Source organism: Bacillus cereus group sp. MYBK216-1, assembly GCF_051916495.1.
In the GTDB taxonomy this organism is placed as follows: Bacteria; Bacillota; Bacilli; order Bacillales; family Bacillaceae_G; genus Bacillus_A; species Bacillus_A thuringiensis_K.
In genome coordinates, this window is the sequence record NZ_JBQAGT010000005.1 from 372,280 (window position 1) to 388,548 (window position 16,269).

The following is a 16,269-nucleotide window of genomic DNA, read 5'->3' on the forward strand; positions in this document are numbered from 1 at the left end:
AGGATACGATGACAGAGAATAATGATATAAAAATGGTAATTATTACAGGAATGTCTGGAGCTGGAAAAACAGTAGCTTTACAAAGTTTTGAAGATTTAGGATATTTTTGTGTAGATAATTTGCCACCGATGTTATTGCCAAAGTTTATTGAGCTTATGGCGGATTCAAAAGGGAAAATGAATAAAGTGGCACTTGGTATTGATTTACGTGGCCGCGAGTTTTTCGAACATTTATGGGGAGCACTTGATGATTTATCAGAACGTACATGGATTATTCCTCATATTTTATTTTTAGATGCGAAAGATAGTACGCTTGTAACTCGTTATAAAGAAACGAGACGTTCGCATCCACTTGCACCAACTGGTTTGCCGTTAAAGGGAATCGAAGCTGAGCGCAATTTATTAACAGATATGAAGGCACGAGCGAATATTGTGCTTGATACATCGGATTTAAAACCGAAAGAATTACGTGAAAAAATCGTTCACTTGTTCTCAACAGAAACTGAGCAAGCATTCCGTGTAAATGTTATGTCATTTGGATTTAAGTACGGTATTCCAATTGATGCAGATTTAGTATTTGATGTTCGTTTTTTACCAAATCCATATTACATTCCACATATGAAGCCATTAACAGGACTAGATGAAGAAGTTTCTTCCTATGTACTGAAATTTAATGAGACACATAAGTTTTTAGAGAAGTTGACGGATCTGATTACTTTCATGCTGCCTCATTATAAAAGAGAAGGCAAAAGTCAACTTGTAATTGCAATTGGATGTACAGGTGGACAGCATCGTTCTGTTACGCTTACAGAATACCTTGGGAAACATTTGAAACCAGAGTATAGTGTTCATGTATCTCATCGTGATGTGGAGAAGAGAAAGGGCCATTAAGGGATGAAAAAAGAGAGAAAGCCTAAAATTGTCATCATGGGAGGCGGAACTGGACTCTCTGTTTTATTAAGAGGATTAAAGCAATATCCTGTTGATATTACAGCAGTTGTTACAATTGCTGATGATGGTGGCAGTTCAGGTAGATTACGTGATGAGCTAGAAATTCCACCTCCAGGTGACATCCGTAACGTACTTGTTGCGTTATCGGATGTAGAGCCACTGGTGGAAGCTTTATTTCAGCACCGTTTCACAACAGGAGACGGACTGAAAGGTCATGCGTTAGGAAATCTATTGTTGGCAGGTATGACCTCGATTACAGGAGACTTTTTCCATGCGATTACGGAAACAAGTAAAGTATTAAATGTCAGAGGACGTGTATTACCAGCAGCGAATCAAAGTGCGGTACTTCATGCGGAACTTGAAGATGGAGAAATTGTAACAGGTGAATCAAAGATTCCTTATTACGGAAAGAAGATTAATCGCGTCTTTTTGACTCCAGAAGATGTAGAGCCATTGCATGAAACGTTGGCTGAGATTAAACGAGCTGATTTACTTGTTTTCGGCCCAGGAAGTTTGTATACGAGTATATTACCCAATTTAGTTGTTAACAAAATTGGAGACGCTGTTCTTGCTGCAAAGGCGAAGAAGGTATATGTATGTAACGTTATGACACAAGCGGGTGAAACGATGGGATATACTGCTTTTGATCATGTGCAGGCGTTACACGATCATTTAGGGCAACCATTTATTAATACTGCAATTGTAAATAACCGTGAGATTCCTTGTGAATTACGTAAGTTATATGATGAAGAAATGTCTACACCAGTTGTAGTGGATGAAGAACGTTTTGTTGAAAATAATATTGATGTTATTCAAGAGGGATTAGCGAAGTATGATGATCATGTTGTAAGGCATGATACGTTAAAGTTAGCTTCGATTTTATATTCATTGTTATAAATATGCGTTGCCTCGTTTGAGGTAGCGCTCCTCATTCATATAGGACAAGATTTTTGTTCCGCAATAATCGTATAAGGAGGTGTTGACTGTGTCATTTGCATCAGAAACAAAGAAAGAGTTGACGAATCTTGAGATGAAGGAATGCTGTGAGAAAGCAGAATTATCAGCGTTGCTTCGAATGAACGGGTCGCTTTCTTTTTCAAACCGTCGTCTATCTATCGATATTCAAACGGAAAATGCGGCAATTGCAAGAAGGATTTATACGCTTTTGAAAAAAGGATATGACGTGACGGTAGAATTACTTGTTCGTAAAAAAATGCGATTGAAGAAAAATAATGTATACATTGTGCGGCTTGTTGAGAAGTCTCGTGAAATATTAGCTGATCTTCATATCGTTCGAGATGACTTTTCATTTATTCGAAATATATCACAAGAATTGATTGAGAAGAAATGTTGTAAACGATCGTATTTACGAGGTGCATTTTTAGCAGGTGGTTCAGTAAATAACCCAGAAACATCATCTTATCATTTAGAAATCTTTTCGTTATATAAGGAACATAATGATGCTATATGTGAACTGATGAACGGATTTGATTTAAATAGTAAGACGTTGGAAAGAAGAAAAGGGTACATTACGTATTTGAAAGAAGCAGAAAAAATTACAGAGTTTTTAAATATTATAGGTGCTCATAATGCGCTTTTAAGATTTGAAGATATTCGAATCGTACGTGATATGCGTAATTCTGTAAATCGTTTAGTGAACTGCGAAACAGCTAATTTAAATAAAACAATTGGTGCAGCACTAAGGCAGATTGAAAATATTCGTTACATTGATGAGACAGTTGGTCTTGATATATTGCCGGATAAACTACAAGAGATTGCGCAATTACGAAGAGATTATCAAGATGTAACATTGAAAGAGTTAGGTGAGATGGTATCCGGGGGGAAGATTAGTAAGTCGGGTATTAATCATCGTTTGCGTAAAATCGATGAAATTGCAGAGAAATTACGCGCGGGGGAAACGGTAGCAAAAAAATAAGAGGTTAAAGGGGAAATGGAGCTGTGGTTCAAAAAAGAGTTCGGGTTTCATTAAAAAACGGTTTACAAGCACGTCCGGCTGCGTTGTTTGTACAAGAGGCAAATCGCTTTCATGCAGATATCTTCATCGAGAAAGATGGAAAGACAGTAAATGCAAAGAGCATAATGGGGATTATGAGCTTAGCAATTGGAACTGGAAGCATGATAACAATTACAACAGAAGGTTCAGATGCAGAAGAGGCTTTAGAAGCATTAGCTGCATATGTACAATAAGAAGCTATCGCGTATATGCGATAGCTTTTTGTTTTTGCGGTTTACTTAAAGGGAGTTTTCGGGATAGGGGGTATGTAGGTGGTTTGTCCTTGTCGTAGATTGTCGGTAAATCGATATGTTGTGTCGAACCGTTGATATATTAAAAAAATCGTTGATATAATTTAAGTTTTGTTCGATATAATTGAAAAATCGTTGATATATTTAGAGGGATACTGGATGGGGTATGTGAGCGGGGAACAATATATAAAAGAAGCGCCCAATTATAGGGCGCTTCCACTTTTAGTTATATCCAGCTCCAGCGGCTAGAATCTCCGGTCGCTTCGCCCCTTCATTCGAGGCAAAAAGCGCCTCGGATGAAGGGGCTCCATCGCCCTGCGATTCTAAACGAGCCGCTTTCGCTTTAAATCTATCTAGCTCCAGCGGCTAGAATCTCCGGTTGTTTCGCTTTTACATTCGAGGCAAAAAGCGCCTCGGATGTAAAAGCTCCAACACCCTGCGATTCTGAACGAGCCGCTTCCGCTTTTAAGTATTAACGATTTGTAAAGATCTTATCGATTAAACCGTATTCTAAAGCTTTTTCTGCTGTCATGAAGTTGTCGCGGTCTGTGTCGCGTTGTAGTACTTCAAGTGGTTGACCAGTGCGGTCAGCAAGAATTTGATTTAGTTTTTCACGTAAGAATAGGATACGTTTTGCAGCGATTTCGATTTCAGTCGCTTGACCTTGTGCTCCACCAAGTGGTTGGTGAATCATTACTTCACTGTTTGGAAGTGCATAACGTTTTCCTTTTTCACCTGCTGCAAGTAAGAAGGCACCCATAGATGCTGCCATACCGATACAGATTGTTGATACTTGTGGTTTAATAAACTGCATTGTATCATAGATTGCCATACCCGCTGTGATAGAACCACCAGGGCTGTTGATGTAGATGTGAATATCTTTTTCTGGATCTTGAGATTCCAAGAATAAAAGCTGGGAAACGATTGAGTTAGCTACGTTGTCATCAATTGCACTACCAAGCATAATGATGCGGTCTTTTAATAGTCGAGAGTAAATATCGTAAGCGCGTTCTCCACGATTTGTTTGTTCAATTACTGTAGGAATTAAATTCATCTGTTATTTCCTCCTTCTAAAGCTTTCTTAGTCTTATAATACAATTATGGTCAATAAAGGTCAAACGAAACCACTTTAAATCAAAAAAATATGTAGTTGTACCATGAAATATTCGCTATGTTTTCGAAATTCCCTGCTTATGTATCTTCAACATCATAACCGAATTACATAAATTTAAACGTTATGAAAACTGGAGAAAAAAAGAAAAGAACGCCTTTTAACTGAAGCGTTCTTTCGATAATTAGTCTTTTAAAAGATAGGTTACTTTATTTAAAATCTTTTCGATTTGTTTCGCGTTTTTACTATACATTTCGCTTGCTGATTTCGACTTTGTTTCTAAGGAAAATAGTTCAAGATCAGCATGACATTTTTTTAAAGATGCTAATAATAAAGGTTTGTTTTGAGGAGAAGGCATTTGGAGTTTGTCATTGTAAATGTCGATAGTAAGTTGTCCGTATGAATCCACTTGACCGAGAAAGACATTTTCAATAACAACACCGAGTTTTTCTAATTCTGAATGTAGCCAAGCGCGGTTATGTCCGCTTGCTGAAAGAGGTTCATCTAGTACATTTCCATCCATAATAACAGTTTGTGGTTCTTTCTCGTTTGGTACTTTTAAACCGATGTCTTTTGCAGTAAGTGGCTGAGAATCTTTCTTTAATAATACATTTAATTCTCCGCTCGGTTCTAAGACAGCAAATTCGACTTCAGCTATACTAAATGCACCATTTCCTCTAAGAAGTTCGAGTAACTCATCACTAGTATATTTTTCTTTCTTTAAATTATCCTCAAGTACTTTGCCATCTTTTATTAACACTGTAGATTTTCCTTCAAAAAAGTCTCTAGCAGTTTTGTTTTTTAAGGAAAGAATGCCAACGAAAAAAGGTACTGAGGCGAAAATAAGTATAGCGAAGACGCCATGGAAAAACTTTTGGTCAAGCCCTGTAGATATTTGAGCGGCGATATCACCGATTGTCATTCCTGCTATGTATTCGAAAAAGGAAAGCTGAGAAATTTGCCTTTTTCCTAAGCACTTTGTGATAGTGAATAAAATGATTAATATGAATACAGAGCGAATAATGACAAGTGTCCATTCCGGCAGGTGAGACATAGTCATTTCCTCCAGTCTACTTAAAACCCTTTATATTGAGGTTCTTCACGTTCCAATACTGAAACTCTATTTTGTAAATCAGCGATGATACTGTCCATTTCTAACATACATTCATGAAATATGCGTTTAGCTTCATCGTCTGTAGAATTTAGCGAAAGGGAACTTAAGCTTGCTTGAGCTCCTCTTACACTAGCAAGGCAAGTTTTAACGCTAGCGATAACAGTCATACAAACACTCCTTATCCTTTCGGTTTGAATAACAATGCTCCAATGAAGCCGAAAATAATAGCTGCGGATACGCCGGCGCTCGTTACTTTAAACATGCCTGTGATAACACCAACGATGCCATGTTTTGCAGCTTCTTCCATTGCGCCATGAACGAGAGCATTACCAAAGCTTGTAATAGGCACAGTTGCACCAGCTCCAGCGAAATCAATTAATGGTTCATACAAATTGAATCCATCTAATATAGCTCCGGCAACAACGAGTGTTGCCATTGTATGAGCTGGTGTAAGTTTTACAACATCAAACATAAGTTGTCCAATTACACATATGAGTCCGCCAATGACGAAAGCCCAGAAAAAAATCATTGCGTTGCACCTCCAAATTCAATCGAAACGGCGTGAGCTATACACGGAATCGTTTCTTCTTGTTGGAATGTAAGTGGAGATAGTAAAGCGCCTGTCGCAACGACAAGTATTTTTTTGAACTCTCCTCTTTTCATTCGGTTTAATAAATGACCATAAACGACTGTTGCGGAACATCCTGGTCCACTAGCACCAGCTATGACAGGCTGTCCTTCTCTATAAATGAGTAGCCCGCAATCTTGAAACTGTTCGCTCGTTACTTTTGTTCCGTGTTTATGTAGTAAGTCATAAGCAATTTCACGGCCTACATGTCCGAGATCGCCTGTTACAATTAAATCGTAGTAAGAGGCATCAATTTGACGTTCACGTAAATGAGCTTCAATTGTATCGACGGCAGCTGGAGCCATTGCACCTCCCATATTAAACGGATCTGTTAATCCCATATCAACCACTCGTCCGATTGTTGCAGAGGTTACTCTTGGACCGTGCCCAGTATCACTTAAAATAGCGGCCCCAGCACCGGTTACTGTCCACTGTGCAGTAGGTGGCTTTTGTCCGCCGTATTCGGTAGGGTAGCGGAACTGTTTTTCTACAGCTGTATTATGACTGGATGCACCAGTTAATAAATATTTTGCGCCTTTTGCATTTACGATACTTGCTCCAAGTGCTAAACCTTCCATAGAAGTAGAACAAGCCCCGAATAGCCCGAGATAAGGAGTGCCCAGTGTACGGCAAGCAAAGCTTGTAGGGGTAATTTGATTAATTAAATCTCCTGCAAGTACGAATTGAATATCATCTTTACGAAGTTTTGCTTTTTCAGTTGCGCGACTACAAGCTTCTTCGAATAAAATTTTATGTGCTTTTTCATAGGAATCTTGTCCGAGCCATAAATCTTCATGAAGAATATCGAAGTCTTCTGGGATTTTCCCTTTTGCTTCAAATGGCCCCCCAACGACTCCTGTCGAAATAATAACTGGTTTGTTTTCAAATACCCACGTTCGGTGCCCTTGTAACATTTATAGCCCTCCCCATTGAACGAGAATCGTTTTAATAAGTGCGATGACGAAAGCAGAAAATACACCAAATAAAATAACAGAACCAGCTAATTTGAACATGTTACCACCAACGCCGAGTACAAATCCTTCCGTTCGGTGTTCGATACATGCGGCAATAACAGAGTTACCAAATCCAGTAACAGGTACAGCTGTACCAGCACCGGCAAACTGCCCAAAACGATCGTATATACCAAATCCAGTTAGTAACATAGAAATAAAAATAAGAGTTGCGACGGTTGGATTTCCTGCCGAACGTTCAGTGAAATCGAAATAAGTAATATAAAAAGTAGAGATTAGTTGTCCTATGAAGCAAATAAAACCACCGACGAAAAAGGCTTTTATACAATTTTTTAAGACAGGTCGTTTCGGTTCGCGTTCTTGTTCGAATTTTTTATACTCCTGTTGTACAGGGGTTAAGTTTTTATCTTTACTAGACATTGCAATCCTTCCTTTTCTTTTAAAAAGCGTTAAGTGTTAGACTCCATTTTTTTGCCGATGAATTTTAATTGCTTATTAATTTCATCTTTAGATACTTCTTTTTTCTTAATTTTGTTTTCAAGTTTTTCGAGTAACATAAAGATTTTTTTATCTGTACTTACACGAACATCGAAAGTGGGGTATTCATCACTTAATTGCTTTTGAAGTTTGCTGCGCAGCGGTTTTAATCCAAACCTTTCGTGATGCTCAGGTGTAACTGCTATGTAGAGATCTAAATTTGAATTCACTGCTGTGCTTTTTATAATTTCATCCATAGCGAGAGCTCTTTTCTTCGCTCCTTGTGATATAGATTGATTAAAGGATTCCGTACTCGTCTTTGTTAACTTTGGACCTTTTTCTTTCTCCGTTCGTTTTGCTTCTTCTTTCACTTTTTTATCTAAAGGACTATTATTACATCCGGTAAAAGAGCTAAATAGAAGTGCAAATAATGCGGTTATGAGGCCGAGTTTTCGCATAATTATCATTCCATTTCTATTGCAATATGTAATGTGATAGAAAAAGGATGACTGCATATCATCCTTTTTCTATTTCACAGCAAGACGGATGCGTTATTGCTGTGAGTATTGTGGTTCTTCTTGTTGGACTTCTTCAACGCGTGGGTTTAAAGAATCGATAATCGTTTGTGTTTGCTGCGCAGCTGTTTGGAAAAGTTGCTTAGCTTGTTGGTTATCCGTATCAAGAGCGAATCCCTCTAAGCTAGCTTGTGCACTTTTTAATCCAGAAACAGTTTGCTTTAATTTTGTAATTACAGTCATTGAATGAAGCCCCCTTTGGAATATCAATTCATAGGTTATAATTTGTGAGTTGGGGTGAATTTATGATTGGAAAATTTAGGGGTGGAATAGATTTTATATGATTTTAGCTAAGATGCATAAGGTATTACGGGGATATTTTTATTGATTTAGATGGATTTTATTGCTATTATTATGAGAAGAAAATGAAGTGTTTTCTATAATCATGCGCCCATAGCTCAGTCGGATAGAGCGGTGGTTTCCGGTACCACGTCTGGTATGGATAAGGAAGCTAATCGAGGGTTAGGCGCTATATAAAGCCGTTTGGTATTGTTTTTAACGCTTAACTTGAGCGAGAACAAACCGTAATTGTCCTACGAAGGCATTAGCGAGTTAGTGTCGCATAGTTAGGACATGCTACGGACTGTTAAATGAGAATAATGAAAATATATTTACGGAGAGCTTCCGTCTGAAAAAATTCAGATAGGGGGCTCTTTTTTATTATGTTAAAAAACAGACGAGTTGTAAAAAGACGAAGAGAAATAGTTGATTTTATCGATACTACCGAAGAATTAAGCACAGAAACGGTGATAAGAATTGTTACGCAGGCTTTTCAAGCGGAAGGGTTCAGAAAGCGTACCATCGATGATTACACAAAGCTTTTTCATTATTTTATGCGAGAGTTAAACATCGAAAAGGTTGAGATTATTACCGCGAAGCACGTGCAAATGTATATTAATAAATTACTTAGTCGGGAATTAGCTCCCGCTACTATAAATATTCGCATATCAGCATTGAAATCGGTTTTTAAGCGACTACATGAACAGGGATATATCAAAAGTAATCCTGCAGTGGACTTCGTGAAATTGCGTACTGATGAGGCACCGATCTTTACGCTAAATAATAATCAAATCAAGCGTCTCTTTCGTGTTGTAGATAAGACTACCTACGCGGGTTATAGAGATTACTGTGCTATGTTGCTTATGTTACATTGTGGTCTACGTGTGAATGAGGTTAATCAGTTAGAAGCTAATGATTTAGATTTTGATAACCTTACGATTATGTTATCAGGGGCTAAGAATAAGAATCGAAAAACTAGAGCCGTTCCTATGACAAAGAAAATTGCGGAAGAGCTACGAATGCTTATCGATGAAAGTCGGGAGTATTTCGAAGGCACTACAAATGTTTTTCTTACGCAAGATGGAAATTCGATAGATAATGATTTGTTGCGTAAGCGTATGTATCGCTATGGGCAGTTAGCGGGGCTTTCAAAAGAATGCCGTCCATCACCGCATAGTTTGCGTCATACTTTTGCTACGAACTTTTTGCGAAATGGTGGAAGTGTTAACGCACTAATGCGAATTATGGGGCATGCGGACATTACAACAACTATGCGATATGTTCGTTTAAACGACGAAGCAGTAAAAGAACAATACGAGAAAGTAGCCGCCAAGAACGACTACGGAGTATAACAACGAAAAAAGCCTCCAACCGCCATTGGAGACTCAAAACTATACATATCGAAACTAAATAACGGACAAGCCGTATCAGTCCGACCATCTACTTTGCATTCTATCGAAAAAATTCGAAGATTGCAAGGCGTCTTTAGTAATGTCTTTTTTAGGTACTGATGCGGTAAGTCAAAAAGCGGAAGCCGTACCGCTTAAAAAACGTAAAAGGTGAGCGAGAGCCGACGCAAATAAATCAGCGCTATACAACCAACATGTATCCCCTTCCGCATGCGTATAGGCTAGGTGATTGCGACCATTAACGGCAAGGAGTGGCAATACGTTGTTCTAAGGAACAGGGTGTATTATCGGGCTTAATCGTAAGATTGGGCGCATATTGGGACGTATGGATATGAGATAGTGTGTGCGAAAGTGCAGGGACGGAAGGGGCGTTACTACGATACACTACAAGCGATCCGACGCTAGTAAAACGCCTTACCCCTTATTTGCATAGATACTACGAAATTATGACAAAGTTTAAACGCTTTGTTATTTTTTATCGATGCGAATAGGGGTGAAAACTGCGCCCAACTCAACCTAGCTTCGCTCACCTCGGCTAGTCGCCGTCCACCGATTGTCAATAGCGTAAATTCGATATTGAACGCAACTAGCGGAAGTGAGTTGAATATCGGAGGGTACAGGTGCTATAAGAGGTGGAAGACTTACATATGGAAAGCAGACTTAATATAAGACAATACGCAAATAAAGGCGAAGACATAAGCGCAACATTAAATAGAATAGCGATACTGGCTAAAGAAGAAGTGGAAGATTATTACACTGGAATATGTGATAATAAGTATGTAGAAAAAATCGAAGCTCATTACATACCGTTGATTGAACGCTTAGCTAAAAATAATTGGTATAAGACAAATAACGAGGTACACTTTATCGATGATTGTTTTCGTAGGATAAGATATGCGATTAGAACTTTTGATATAAATAAGGGCGATTTCGATAAGAGGGTTAAGTGTTTTATTTATCAGGCTTTACGTAAATATTGCGGAGAAAGAGGAAAAAGAAGAACGGTACTAACACTTATAAGTGATATAAACGTACTTGAAACGCTAGAGGTTTGTGCAGAAAATGCGGAAGAGAAAGCGATCTGCAATATAATGACTACCCGAGATACTTACGCAAAGCTATATGAAAACATATGCAAGAAGAAAATAGATTTTATTGTACTAGATACTATGATACATACGGCAGAGAATTACAATAGGGTTACAGAAGCCGAAATCTCTAGAGTATTATCGAAAAAGACGGGGCGATCATTTGATTCCGCTAGAAGTACGGTGAGAGGATTTAAGCAGAGAATCCGAAAAAGAAATATTAGAAAGGAAGATAGGGCGTGAAGGATAGAAAGAAAGAGAAAAATACAAGGGTGAATCTGTTAATAGTTGCATTTGTATTGCTGGTTGTTACAAAGATAATCGGAAACGTCATTATAGGTGGGGTAGCAGTATTGTTTGCGATGGCTGTAGTCGCATCGGTTATTACTGCGAGAATAGGGGGCTTTATGCGGAAGAAGAAAGAAGAAGAAGAAGAGGACATATAAAGATTTGGAAAAGATGGAGGAATTATGCTATGAGGAACAAGCGTAAAGAGAGATATTTAATTATATTCGCATTTTTATTTATGTGCGCAGCGAAGGCATTCGGAAACCTATATGTAGCAGCATTCGGTGTTGTATTTGGATTATCGGTAGGTTTGGCATGTGTTACTGAGATGGTTGGGGATTTTATACGCAGGAGGAAAGGAGAAGGAGACGCCTGATGAATTGATTTAATAAAGATTGTGGTGAATACATAAAGGGTAATATCGAAGTATGTTACGTATGGGAATTTGAGTGTCCTTTTTGAAATCTACTATTAATATATAACAAATTAACATAGGTTGATTGATATGCATTAAAATACACGGGGGAATTACTATGAAGCCATTGAAGAAAGTAGTTTTATTAGGTGTGGCGACAATGTCAATCTTTAGTGCTTGCTCTACGAAAGAAAAAGCGGATTATGAGCCATATAAGAAACAAGAATCTGTTGAAACTGCGCAAGGAGAAGAGGAAACATCCAATCCGTCTAAGGTCGAGAGGATTGAAGATGAACCTACGAAGGATGAGAAACCGCAACAAGTGGAGGAATCCACGAAGGAAGATGCGGAGATTAACGACAGACGTCCATATTATAAAGATGCAAATAACGACGCGCCAACCGTATCACTAGAACAGTATGACGGCATCAAGGTCGGAATGTCTGCGAATAAAGTCAAGGAGATAGCGGGAACGCCTAGATTCATCGAGAAATATAAGGCGTTCTCTATCTACGGATATTTAGGGCGTGGTGGAGAAGGCACGATGACTATAACGTTTAATCCTGATGGTAGTGTAACGAAGAAAGAGCAAGATGGTCTTAGAAATACTCAAGTTAATGAAAATAGTTCAACTGGTAATGGTGACCGTAATTCTAAACCTGCTACGAAATCTAGTACTAAAATTCCGAACGATTACTGCGGACATGGGCACGATGAAACGAAGGAACCAGAGCATGACTGCGATAAGATTATTGATGAAGAGGCACACCGAAGACATCTAGAGCAACAGGAAAGAGAATATGAAGAACAGCAACGTAAGGAAGCGAAAAAATACCAAGATGAAATGACTGAAGAGGATAAGGCGAGAATCTTACGTCAAGAAAAACGTTGGAATACGCCTAGCGGTGGTATTGGTGCTACTTGGCAAGATGAATTAAAAGAAATAGAAGAGAAGGAAGCGCAAGAGAATGCACAACAATAGCACATTACAACGGGCGGTGGGAACTGATTTTTTGTGACTGGCGGAATAAAAGGGGGATGTATAATGGACGTAATTTCAAAATGGACTAATCATCATATGAGCATTAGGGGAAGAAAAAATTTGGTTTCCTCTGATGAAATGTGGAGTGAAAAGTTTATAGATTTACAAAATAATAAAGGTAATTTAGAAATTGTTAAATCAAATACTTTGCTATTCAGGGTTCATAATGGTGGGAATGATGAGCCAGATTATGATGATTATGATGATCGGGGAGAAAATCAAAACGAGGAGTATGCGTATAATTATAATAACTGGCTAGATGAGAATAATGTTGAGCGTATTCGTTTTGATAATCATTGGGTATCATTTACAAAAAGTGTAGATGTTATCGGTTCAAATTATTTTGGTGAAAATGGACGCAGAGGATTTGTTATAGTGATTTCTTCTGATAAGGCAATTGATATTTCTTCTTTGAGAACTAGAGGATTCGATGAGCAAGAAGTTGTTGCTCCAATGGATAGAAAAACACTAAGAGAAATATTGAATTTCAAAGACTTCATAAAGAAGTATGGTACTGGAAATTCTGATTATGAAAAAAGCGAAAAATACCAAGACGAAATAAAGGAAATGGAGATTCAGAAATAAAATAACGTAGCCGACGCAAAAGAACGCATAATAGCAAAGGCAAAGGCAAAGGCAAAGGCAAAGGCAAAGGCAAAGGCAAAGGCAAAGGCAAAGGCAAAGGCATTTGCGTCGGTATATGTGTAGCGAGAGTATTGCGCATGTGCAACGCCAGTTGTTGTTAAGTTGTTGTTAATTGAGCGTTTTGTATTGAAATGTTGCTTAGAGCAACGTTATAATAGGAATATGGATGCATTGGCAGTGCATTGTAAAAGCAGAGGCTAAAGCAAAAGTATTGCAAACGCAAACGTAAAAAGCAGACGCTTAAATGTATACAAAAGCCAGAGCGTTTTATAATATGCAGAATATTTACTGGCATTTAAGGAATACTATATAAAGAAAAAAGTCTCTCAAGTGCTACCAACACTGAAAGACTTTAGATAAAAATATTACTTCTTTCCTTTGCTCATGTTAATCATTCCCATAACAACCATGAGTAAAGAGCAAACCGCAGTAACGGTGATTGCATCCATATGTATTCACCACCTTACGAAGCTTGTCGTACTACCAATACGACGGGCTTTTTTCGTATATTCGTATTATAACCCAACTTGGTTATAGATTCCAAAAGTTATTTTCTATACAAAAAACTAAATCTTTATTTTGAAACTAATAGGAACAAGCCTAAAGTAATCATGAACTACTATGCTTTGAGGTATGCGAAATTGTATAATAATTTCCTAACACTTCTAAGCGAAGCGGTACGCATTAATTTGCGCCCACTTCGTTTTTTGTTTTATTGTTTAGTAATGTATCTCGCCATTCTTTCTATAAATTACCAATAATTAGGCGGTATGCAAAAACTGCTTTTTACTTTCTCATTTTTTCTTTTCTTGTCAAAATATCTTGTTTATAAAATAATTTATCGCGAGTTGTCTCTTTAATCGGTGTTATTTTCCCCTCTTTTACCAATTTGTTTAAATACTGTCTAGAACACCCGAGAATATCTAATGCTTCCGATGAATTTAAAATTTCATCTTGTATAAATTTTGTTAGTTGTTCTTTTGTTTCAAATTTAAACATTCTTCTTCTCCTTTATATACAGGATAATTATATTAACCAACATTAAAAATACAGCTATTCCAGTAAAAATAATGTAGATATAACTCCCCGTATCTAGATTGTTATAATCAAGGGTTGTTAAAACAAAAATTAAAAATATAGCAACAGGGACATTTGTCCAGATGAATTTTTTCATAATTAGTATGAATGTGTTATAATCTTAGGTATAGGAGAGGCTTCTCTCTCCCTGTGGTTACTTTGAGTCGTCTTCTTGGTGGGAGCGACTCTTTTCTCTTTAACCTTGTAGTATATGTATCTACACTGTTTTCACTTAGTAATGATAACTGGCTCAAGGCTACTATTACAGCACCTAAGACTATCCACAAATTCATGCTTTCACCTCCATTTCCTTATAACCTTATTATACAATATAGTTGATATGAGGCAATTGATTCGTATGCTTTTTCCTTAAGTTGATTAAAAACGCAAGTAGCGAAAATCTATTTCTCTTAAAAGAATACTAAATAAATGATAAAAGGGTGCTAGGTTGATTAGTCTATTTACTATTTTCCACCTTTCCCGCATTTGTTTCGTACCTCTGTTTATTTATATTTCATACTGTATAAATCGAATGTTAATATTAATGTAAACTCGTGTAATATTTCCGATGAAACGGCGAATCCCTTGCGAGAGTAAGGTTTACGTTGGTTACGTCTAGTTAAGATAGTTACAACCGTTTACGTATATACGACCTCATAGGGATTGGTACACTTCGCTACATTTCGGTAGTTATCGCTAGTGATTTATGATAGATTGCGTATAGTGAGCGTTTTACATCGATACATATGTGTAGTACTTTGTGTAGATTTGTAGTTATAGCTATACATCAGCAGAAGCTGATTGTGGAGGTCTATTCGAAATTTCAAGGGGTGAAGAAGTCAGCACATAATAAAAAGACACCGACCTATTCTGTCGATGCTTCTTGCTGGTCACGTTGCTTTCTAGCGAATCGTTGTAGCGTACTCATGCTAATACCCGTTGCTTCCGATAGCTGGCGGAATGAGTAGCCCATTTTCTCTTTCATACGCATAGCTTCGACTAGTTTTTTATCTGAATGCGACTTCGGGCGACCTTCCTTGTAATTCGGATTCTGTCTAGCTACTATTTTACCTTCTTGTGTTCTTTCTAAGATTAGGTTGCGCTCCATTTCTGCGACTGCTAATAACGTTTGTAAGAAGAATCGCCCCATTGTCGTATCTTCTAGTAGTCCTACGTTGAGAACGTGAACCCTTATACCTCTTTTGAATAGCGCTTCAATTATCTCGATACCTTCCTTTGTATTACGTGCAAGGCGATCTAGCTTCGTTACTGTCAGTGTATCTCCTTCGCTTAATACTGTGAGTACCTTCGATAGTTCGGGGCGATCTGTAGTCGTTCCCGTGAACTTTTCCGAATAAATGACATCGCATCCTTCTACTTTTAACGTTTGTAGTTGTGATTCTAAATCTTGAGTTACCGTTGAGACACGAGCGTATCCATATTTCATAATTAATCCGTCCTTTCTGCGCCATCACTTTTGACATAGAGTTACGACATAATAAGATGATGCTATATTACTACACTTTAAAATCTGTGTCAAATCTCGAGAGTTATGACATAAATATGATGACATTGCACCAATTACCCACGGACTTATAAGAATAGAAATACCCCGCTATATGTTTTATATTTTCACAAGTCTGCACATCATTCGACCAATAGCCCGCATCATATTACCAAACCATCGATACATAATTGCAATACCCCGACGCATTTAACCCGTCATACCATACCGCCACAATGCGCACCATATAGGCTCATATAGGCGCTTCTATCTGCGTATGTCGTAAGTATTCTAAGTAATTAACGACTCGTTCGCGAAGTCCTAGACGTTGCTAAATGATGACCTATTCCGTAATACACCACGCCAATACCATCGGCACACCACACGATACCACGGCGGTATGATACGATACCATAACGCAATGATATGAT

At 37.9% G+C, this 16,269-nt stretch carries 20 protein-coding genes; 10 read left to right on the plus strand and 10 right to left on the minus strand.

Translation table 11 applies throughout. From position 1 onward, the window contains the following. The first annotated feature begins 8 nt into the window (after positions 1–8). The 4 genes from rapZ (at position 9) to ACTFRH_RS20080 (ending at position 3,158) form a co-directional block, all read left to right on the plus strand. Positions 9–890, plus strand: coding sequence for an RNase adapter RapZ (rapZ, locus tag ACTFRH_RS20065; protein ID WP_000138459.1), 882 nt, complete (start codon positions 9–11; stop codon positions 888–890). 3 nt (positions 891–893) lie between these two features. Continuing rightward, complete coding sequence (locus ACTFRH_RS20070; protein ID WP_000712186.1) at positions 894–1,847, plus strand: gluconeogenesis factor YvcK family protein; 954 nt, start codon at positions 894–896, stop codon at positions 1,845–1,847. An 88-nt stretch (positions 1,848–1,935) separates the two neighbouring features. Then, entirely contained in the window at positions 1,936–2,886 is a 951-nt protein-coding gene (gene whiA / locus ACTFRH_RS20075) for a DNA-binding protein WhiA (protein ID WP_000006560.1), read from the plus strand. A 23-nt stretch (positions 2,887–2,909) separates the two neighbouring features. Further along, on the plus strand, positions 2,910–3,158 hold the full coding sequence (locus tag ACTFRH_RS20080; protein ID WP_000250310.1) for an HPr family phosphocarrier protein: 249 nt from the start codon (positions 2,910–2,912) through the stop codon (positions 3,156–3,158). Positions 3,159–3,687: 529 nt separating this feature from the next. Here ACTFRH_RS20080 and clpP read toward each other — a convergent pair. From clpP to ACTFRH_RS20120, 8 genes are all read right to left on the minus strand, one after another. Continuing rightward, positions 3,688–4,269: an ATP-dependent Clp endopeptidase proteolytic subunit ClpP gene (clpP, locus tag ACTFRH_RS20085; RefSeq protein WP_001049162.1), complete on the minus strand. Its 582-nt coding sequence runs from the start codon at positions 4,267–4,269 to the stop codon at positions 3,688–3,690. A gap of 241 nt (positions 4,270–4,510) precedes the next feature. Further along, positions 4,511–5,380, minus strand: a complete 870-nt coding sequence (locus tag ACTFRH_RS20090; RefSeq protein WP_000018892.1) for a DUF421 domain-containing protein — start codon at positions 5,378–5,380, stop codon at positions 4,511–4,513. A 20-nt stretch (positions 5,381–5,400) separates the two neighbouring features. Next, entirely contained in the window at positions 5,401–5,607 is a 207-nt protein-coding gene (locus ACTFRH_RS20095) for a DUF1657 domain-containing protein (RefSeq protein WP_000215912.1), read from the minus strand. Positions 5,608–5,618: 11 nt separating this feature from the next. Beyond that, entirely contained in the window at positions 5,619–5,969 is a 351-nt protein-coding gene (spoVAE, locus tag ACTFRH_RS20100; RefSeq protein ID WP_000575924.1) for a stage V sporulation protein AE, read from the minus strand. Continuing rightward, positions 5,966–6,982, minus strand: coding sequence for a stage V sporulation protein AD (gene spoVAD / locus ACTFRH_RS20105; RefSeq protein WP_000938958.1), 1,017 nt, complete (start codon positions 6,980–6,982; stop codon positions 5,966–5,968). Before spoVAD ends, spoVAE begins: the two co-directional genes overlap by 4 nt. Further along, on the minus strand, positions 6,983–7,459 hold the full coding sequence (gene spoVAC / locus ACTFRH_RS20110) for a stage V sporulation protein AC (protein WP_000095399.1): 477 nt from the start codon (positions 7,457–7,459) through the stop codon (positions 6,983–6,985). Between the two features lie 29 nt (positions 7,460–7,488). Further along, entirely contained in the window at positions 7,489–7,974 is a 486-nt protein-coding gene (locus ACTFRH_RS20115; RefSeq protein ID WP_001228550.1) for a YhcN/YlaJ family sporulation lipoprotein, read from the minus strand. Positions 7,975–8,067: 93 nt separating this feature from the next. Further along, positions 8,068–8,274 (minus strand): DUF1657 domain-containing protein, encoded by a 207-nt coding sequence (locus tag ACTFRH_RS20120; RefSeq protein ID WP_000216166.1) that lies wholly within the window; start codon positions 8,272–8,274, stop codon positions 8,068–8,070. Between the two features lie 479 nt (positions 8,275–8,753). Here ACTFRH_RS20120 and ACTFRH_RS20125 point away from each other — a divergent pair, with 479 nt between their 5' ends. The 6 genes from ACTFRH_RS20125 (at position 8,754) to ACTFRH_RS20150 (ending at position 13,197) form a co-directional block, all read left to right on the plus strand. Continuing rightward, positions 8,754–9,722 (plus strand): tyrosine-type recombinase/integrase, encoded by a 969-nt coding sequence (locus ACTFRH_RS20125; protein ID WP_000916954.1) that lies wholly within the window; start codon positions 8,754–8,756, stop codon positions 9,720–9,722. A gap of 704 nt (positions 9,723–10,426) precedes the next feature. Continuing rightward, positions 10,427–11,110: a hypothetical protein gene (locus tag ACTFRH_RS20130; protein WP_000445878.1), complete on the plus strand. Its 684-nt coding sequence runs from the start codon at positions 10,427–10,429 to the stop codon at positions 11,108–11,110. Further along, positions 11,107–11,313, plus strand: coding sequence for a hypothetical protein (locus ACTFRH_RS20135; protein ID WP_000654947.1), 207 nt, complete (start codon positions 11,107–11,109; stop codon positions 11,311–11,313). Before ACTFRH_RS20130 ends, ACTFRH_RS20135 begins: the two co-directional genes overlap by 4 nt. A gap of 29 nt (positions 11,314–11,342) precedes the next feature. Further along, complete coding sequence (locus tag ACTFRH_RS20140) at positions 11,343–11,531, plus strand: hypothetical protein (RefSeq protein ID WP_001244915.1); 189 nt, start codon at positions 11,343–11,345, stop codon at positions 11,529–11,531. Between the two features lie 157 nt (positions 11,532–11,688). Beyond that, a complete protein-coding gene (locus ACTFRH_RS20145; RefSeq protein WP_000803294.1) occupies positions 11,689–12,552 on the plus strand; it encodes a hypothetical protein in 864 nt (287 codons plus the stop codon). Positions 12,553–12,615: 63 nt separating this feature from the next. After that, entirely contained in the window at positions 12,616–13,197 is a 582-nt protein-coding gene (locus tag ACTFRH_RS20150) for a hypothetical protein (RefSeq protein ID WP_000382612.1), read from the plus strand. Between the two features lie 846 nt (positions 13,198–14,043). On the opposite strand, the gene ACTFRH_RS20155 is transcribed toward ACTFRH_RS20150, so the two are convergent. Then, positions 14,044–14,256, minus strand: coding sequence for a helix-turn-helix transcriptional regulator (locus ACTFRH_RS20155; RefSeq protein ID WP_000472089.1), 213 nt, complete (start codon positions 14,254–14,256; stop codon positions 14,044–14,046). 943 nt (positions 14,257–15,199) lie between these two features. Further along, positions 15,200–15,781 carry a recombinase family protein gene (locus ACTFRH_RS20160; RefSeq protein WP_000873669.1) on the minus strand — a complete coding sequence of 194 codons (582 nt, stop codon included), beginning with the start codon at positions 15,779–15,781 and terminating at the stop codon, positions 15,200–15,202. Positions 15,782–16,269: the final 488 nt, after the last annotated feature.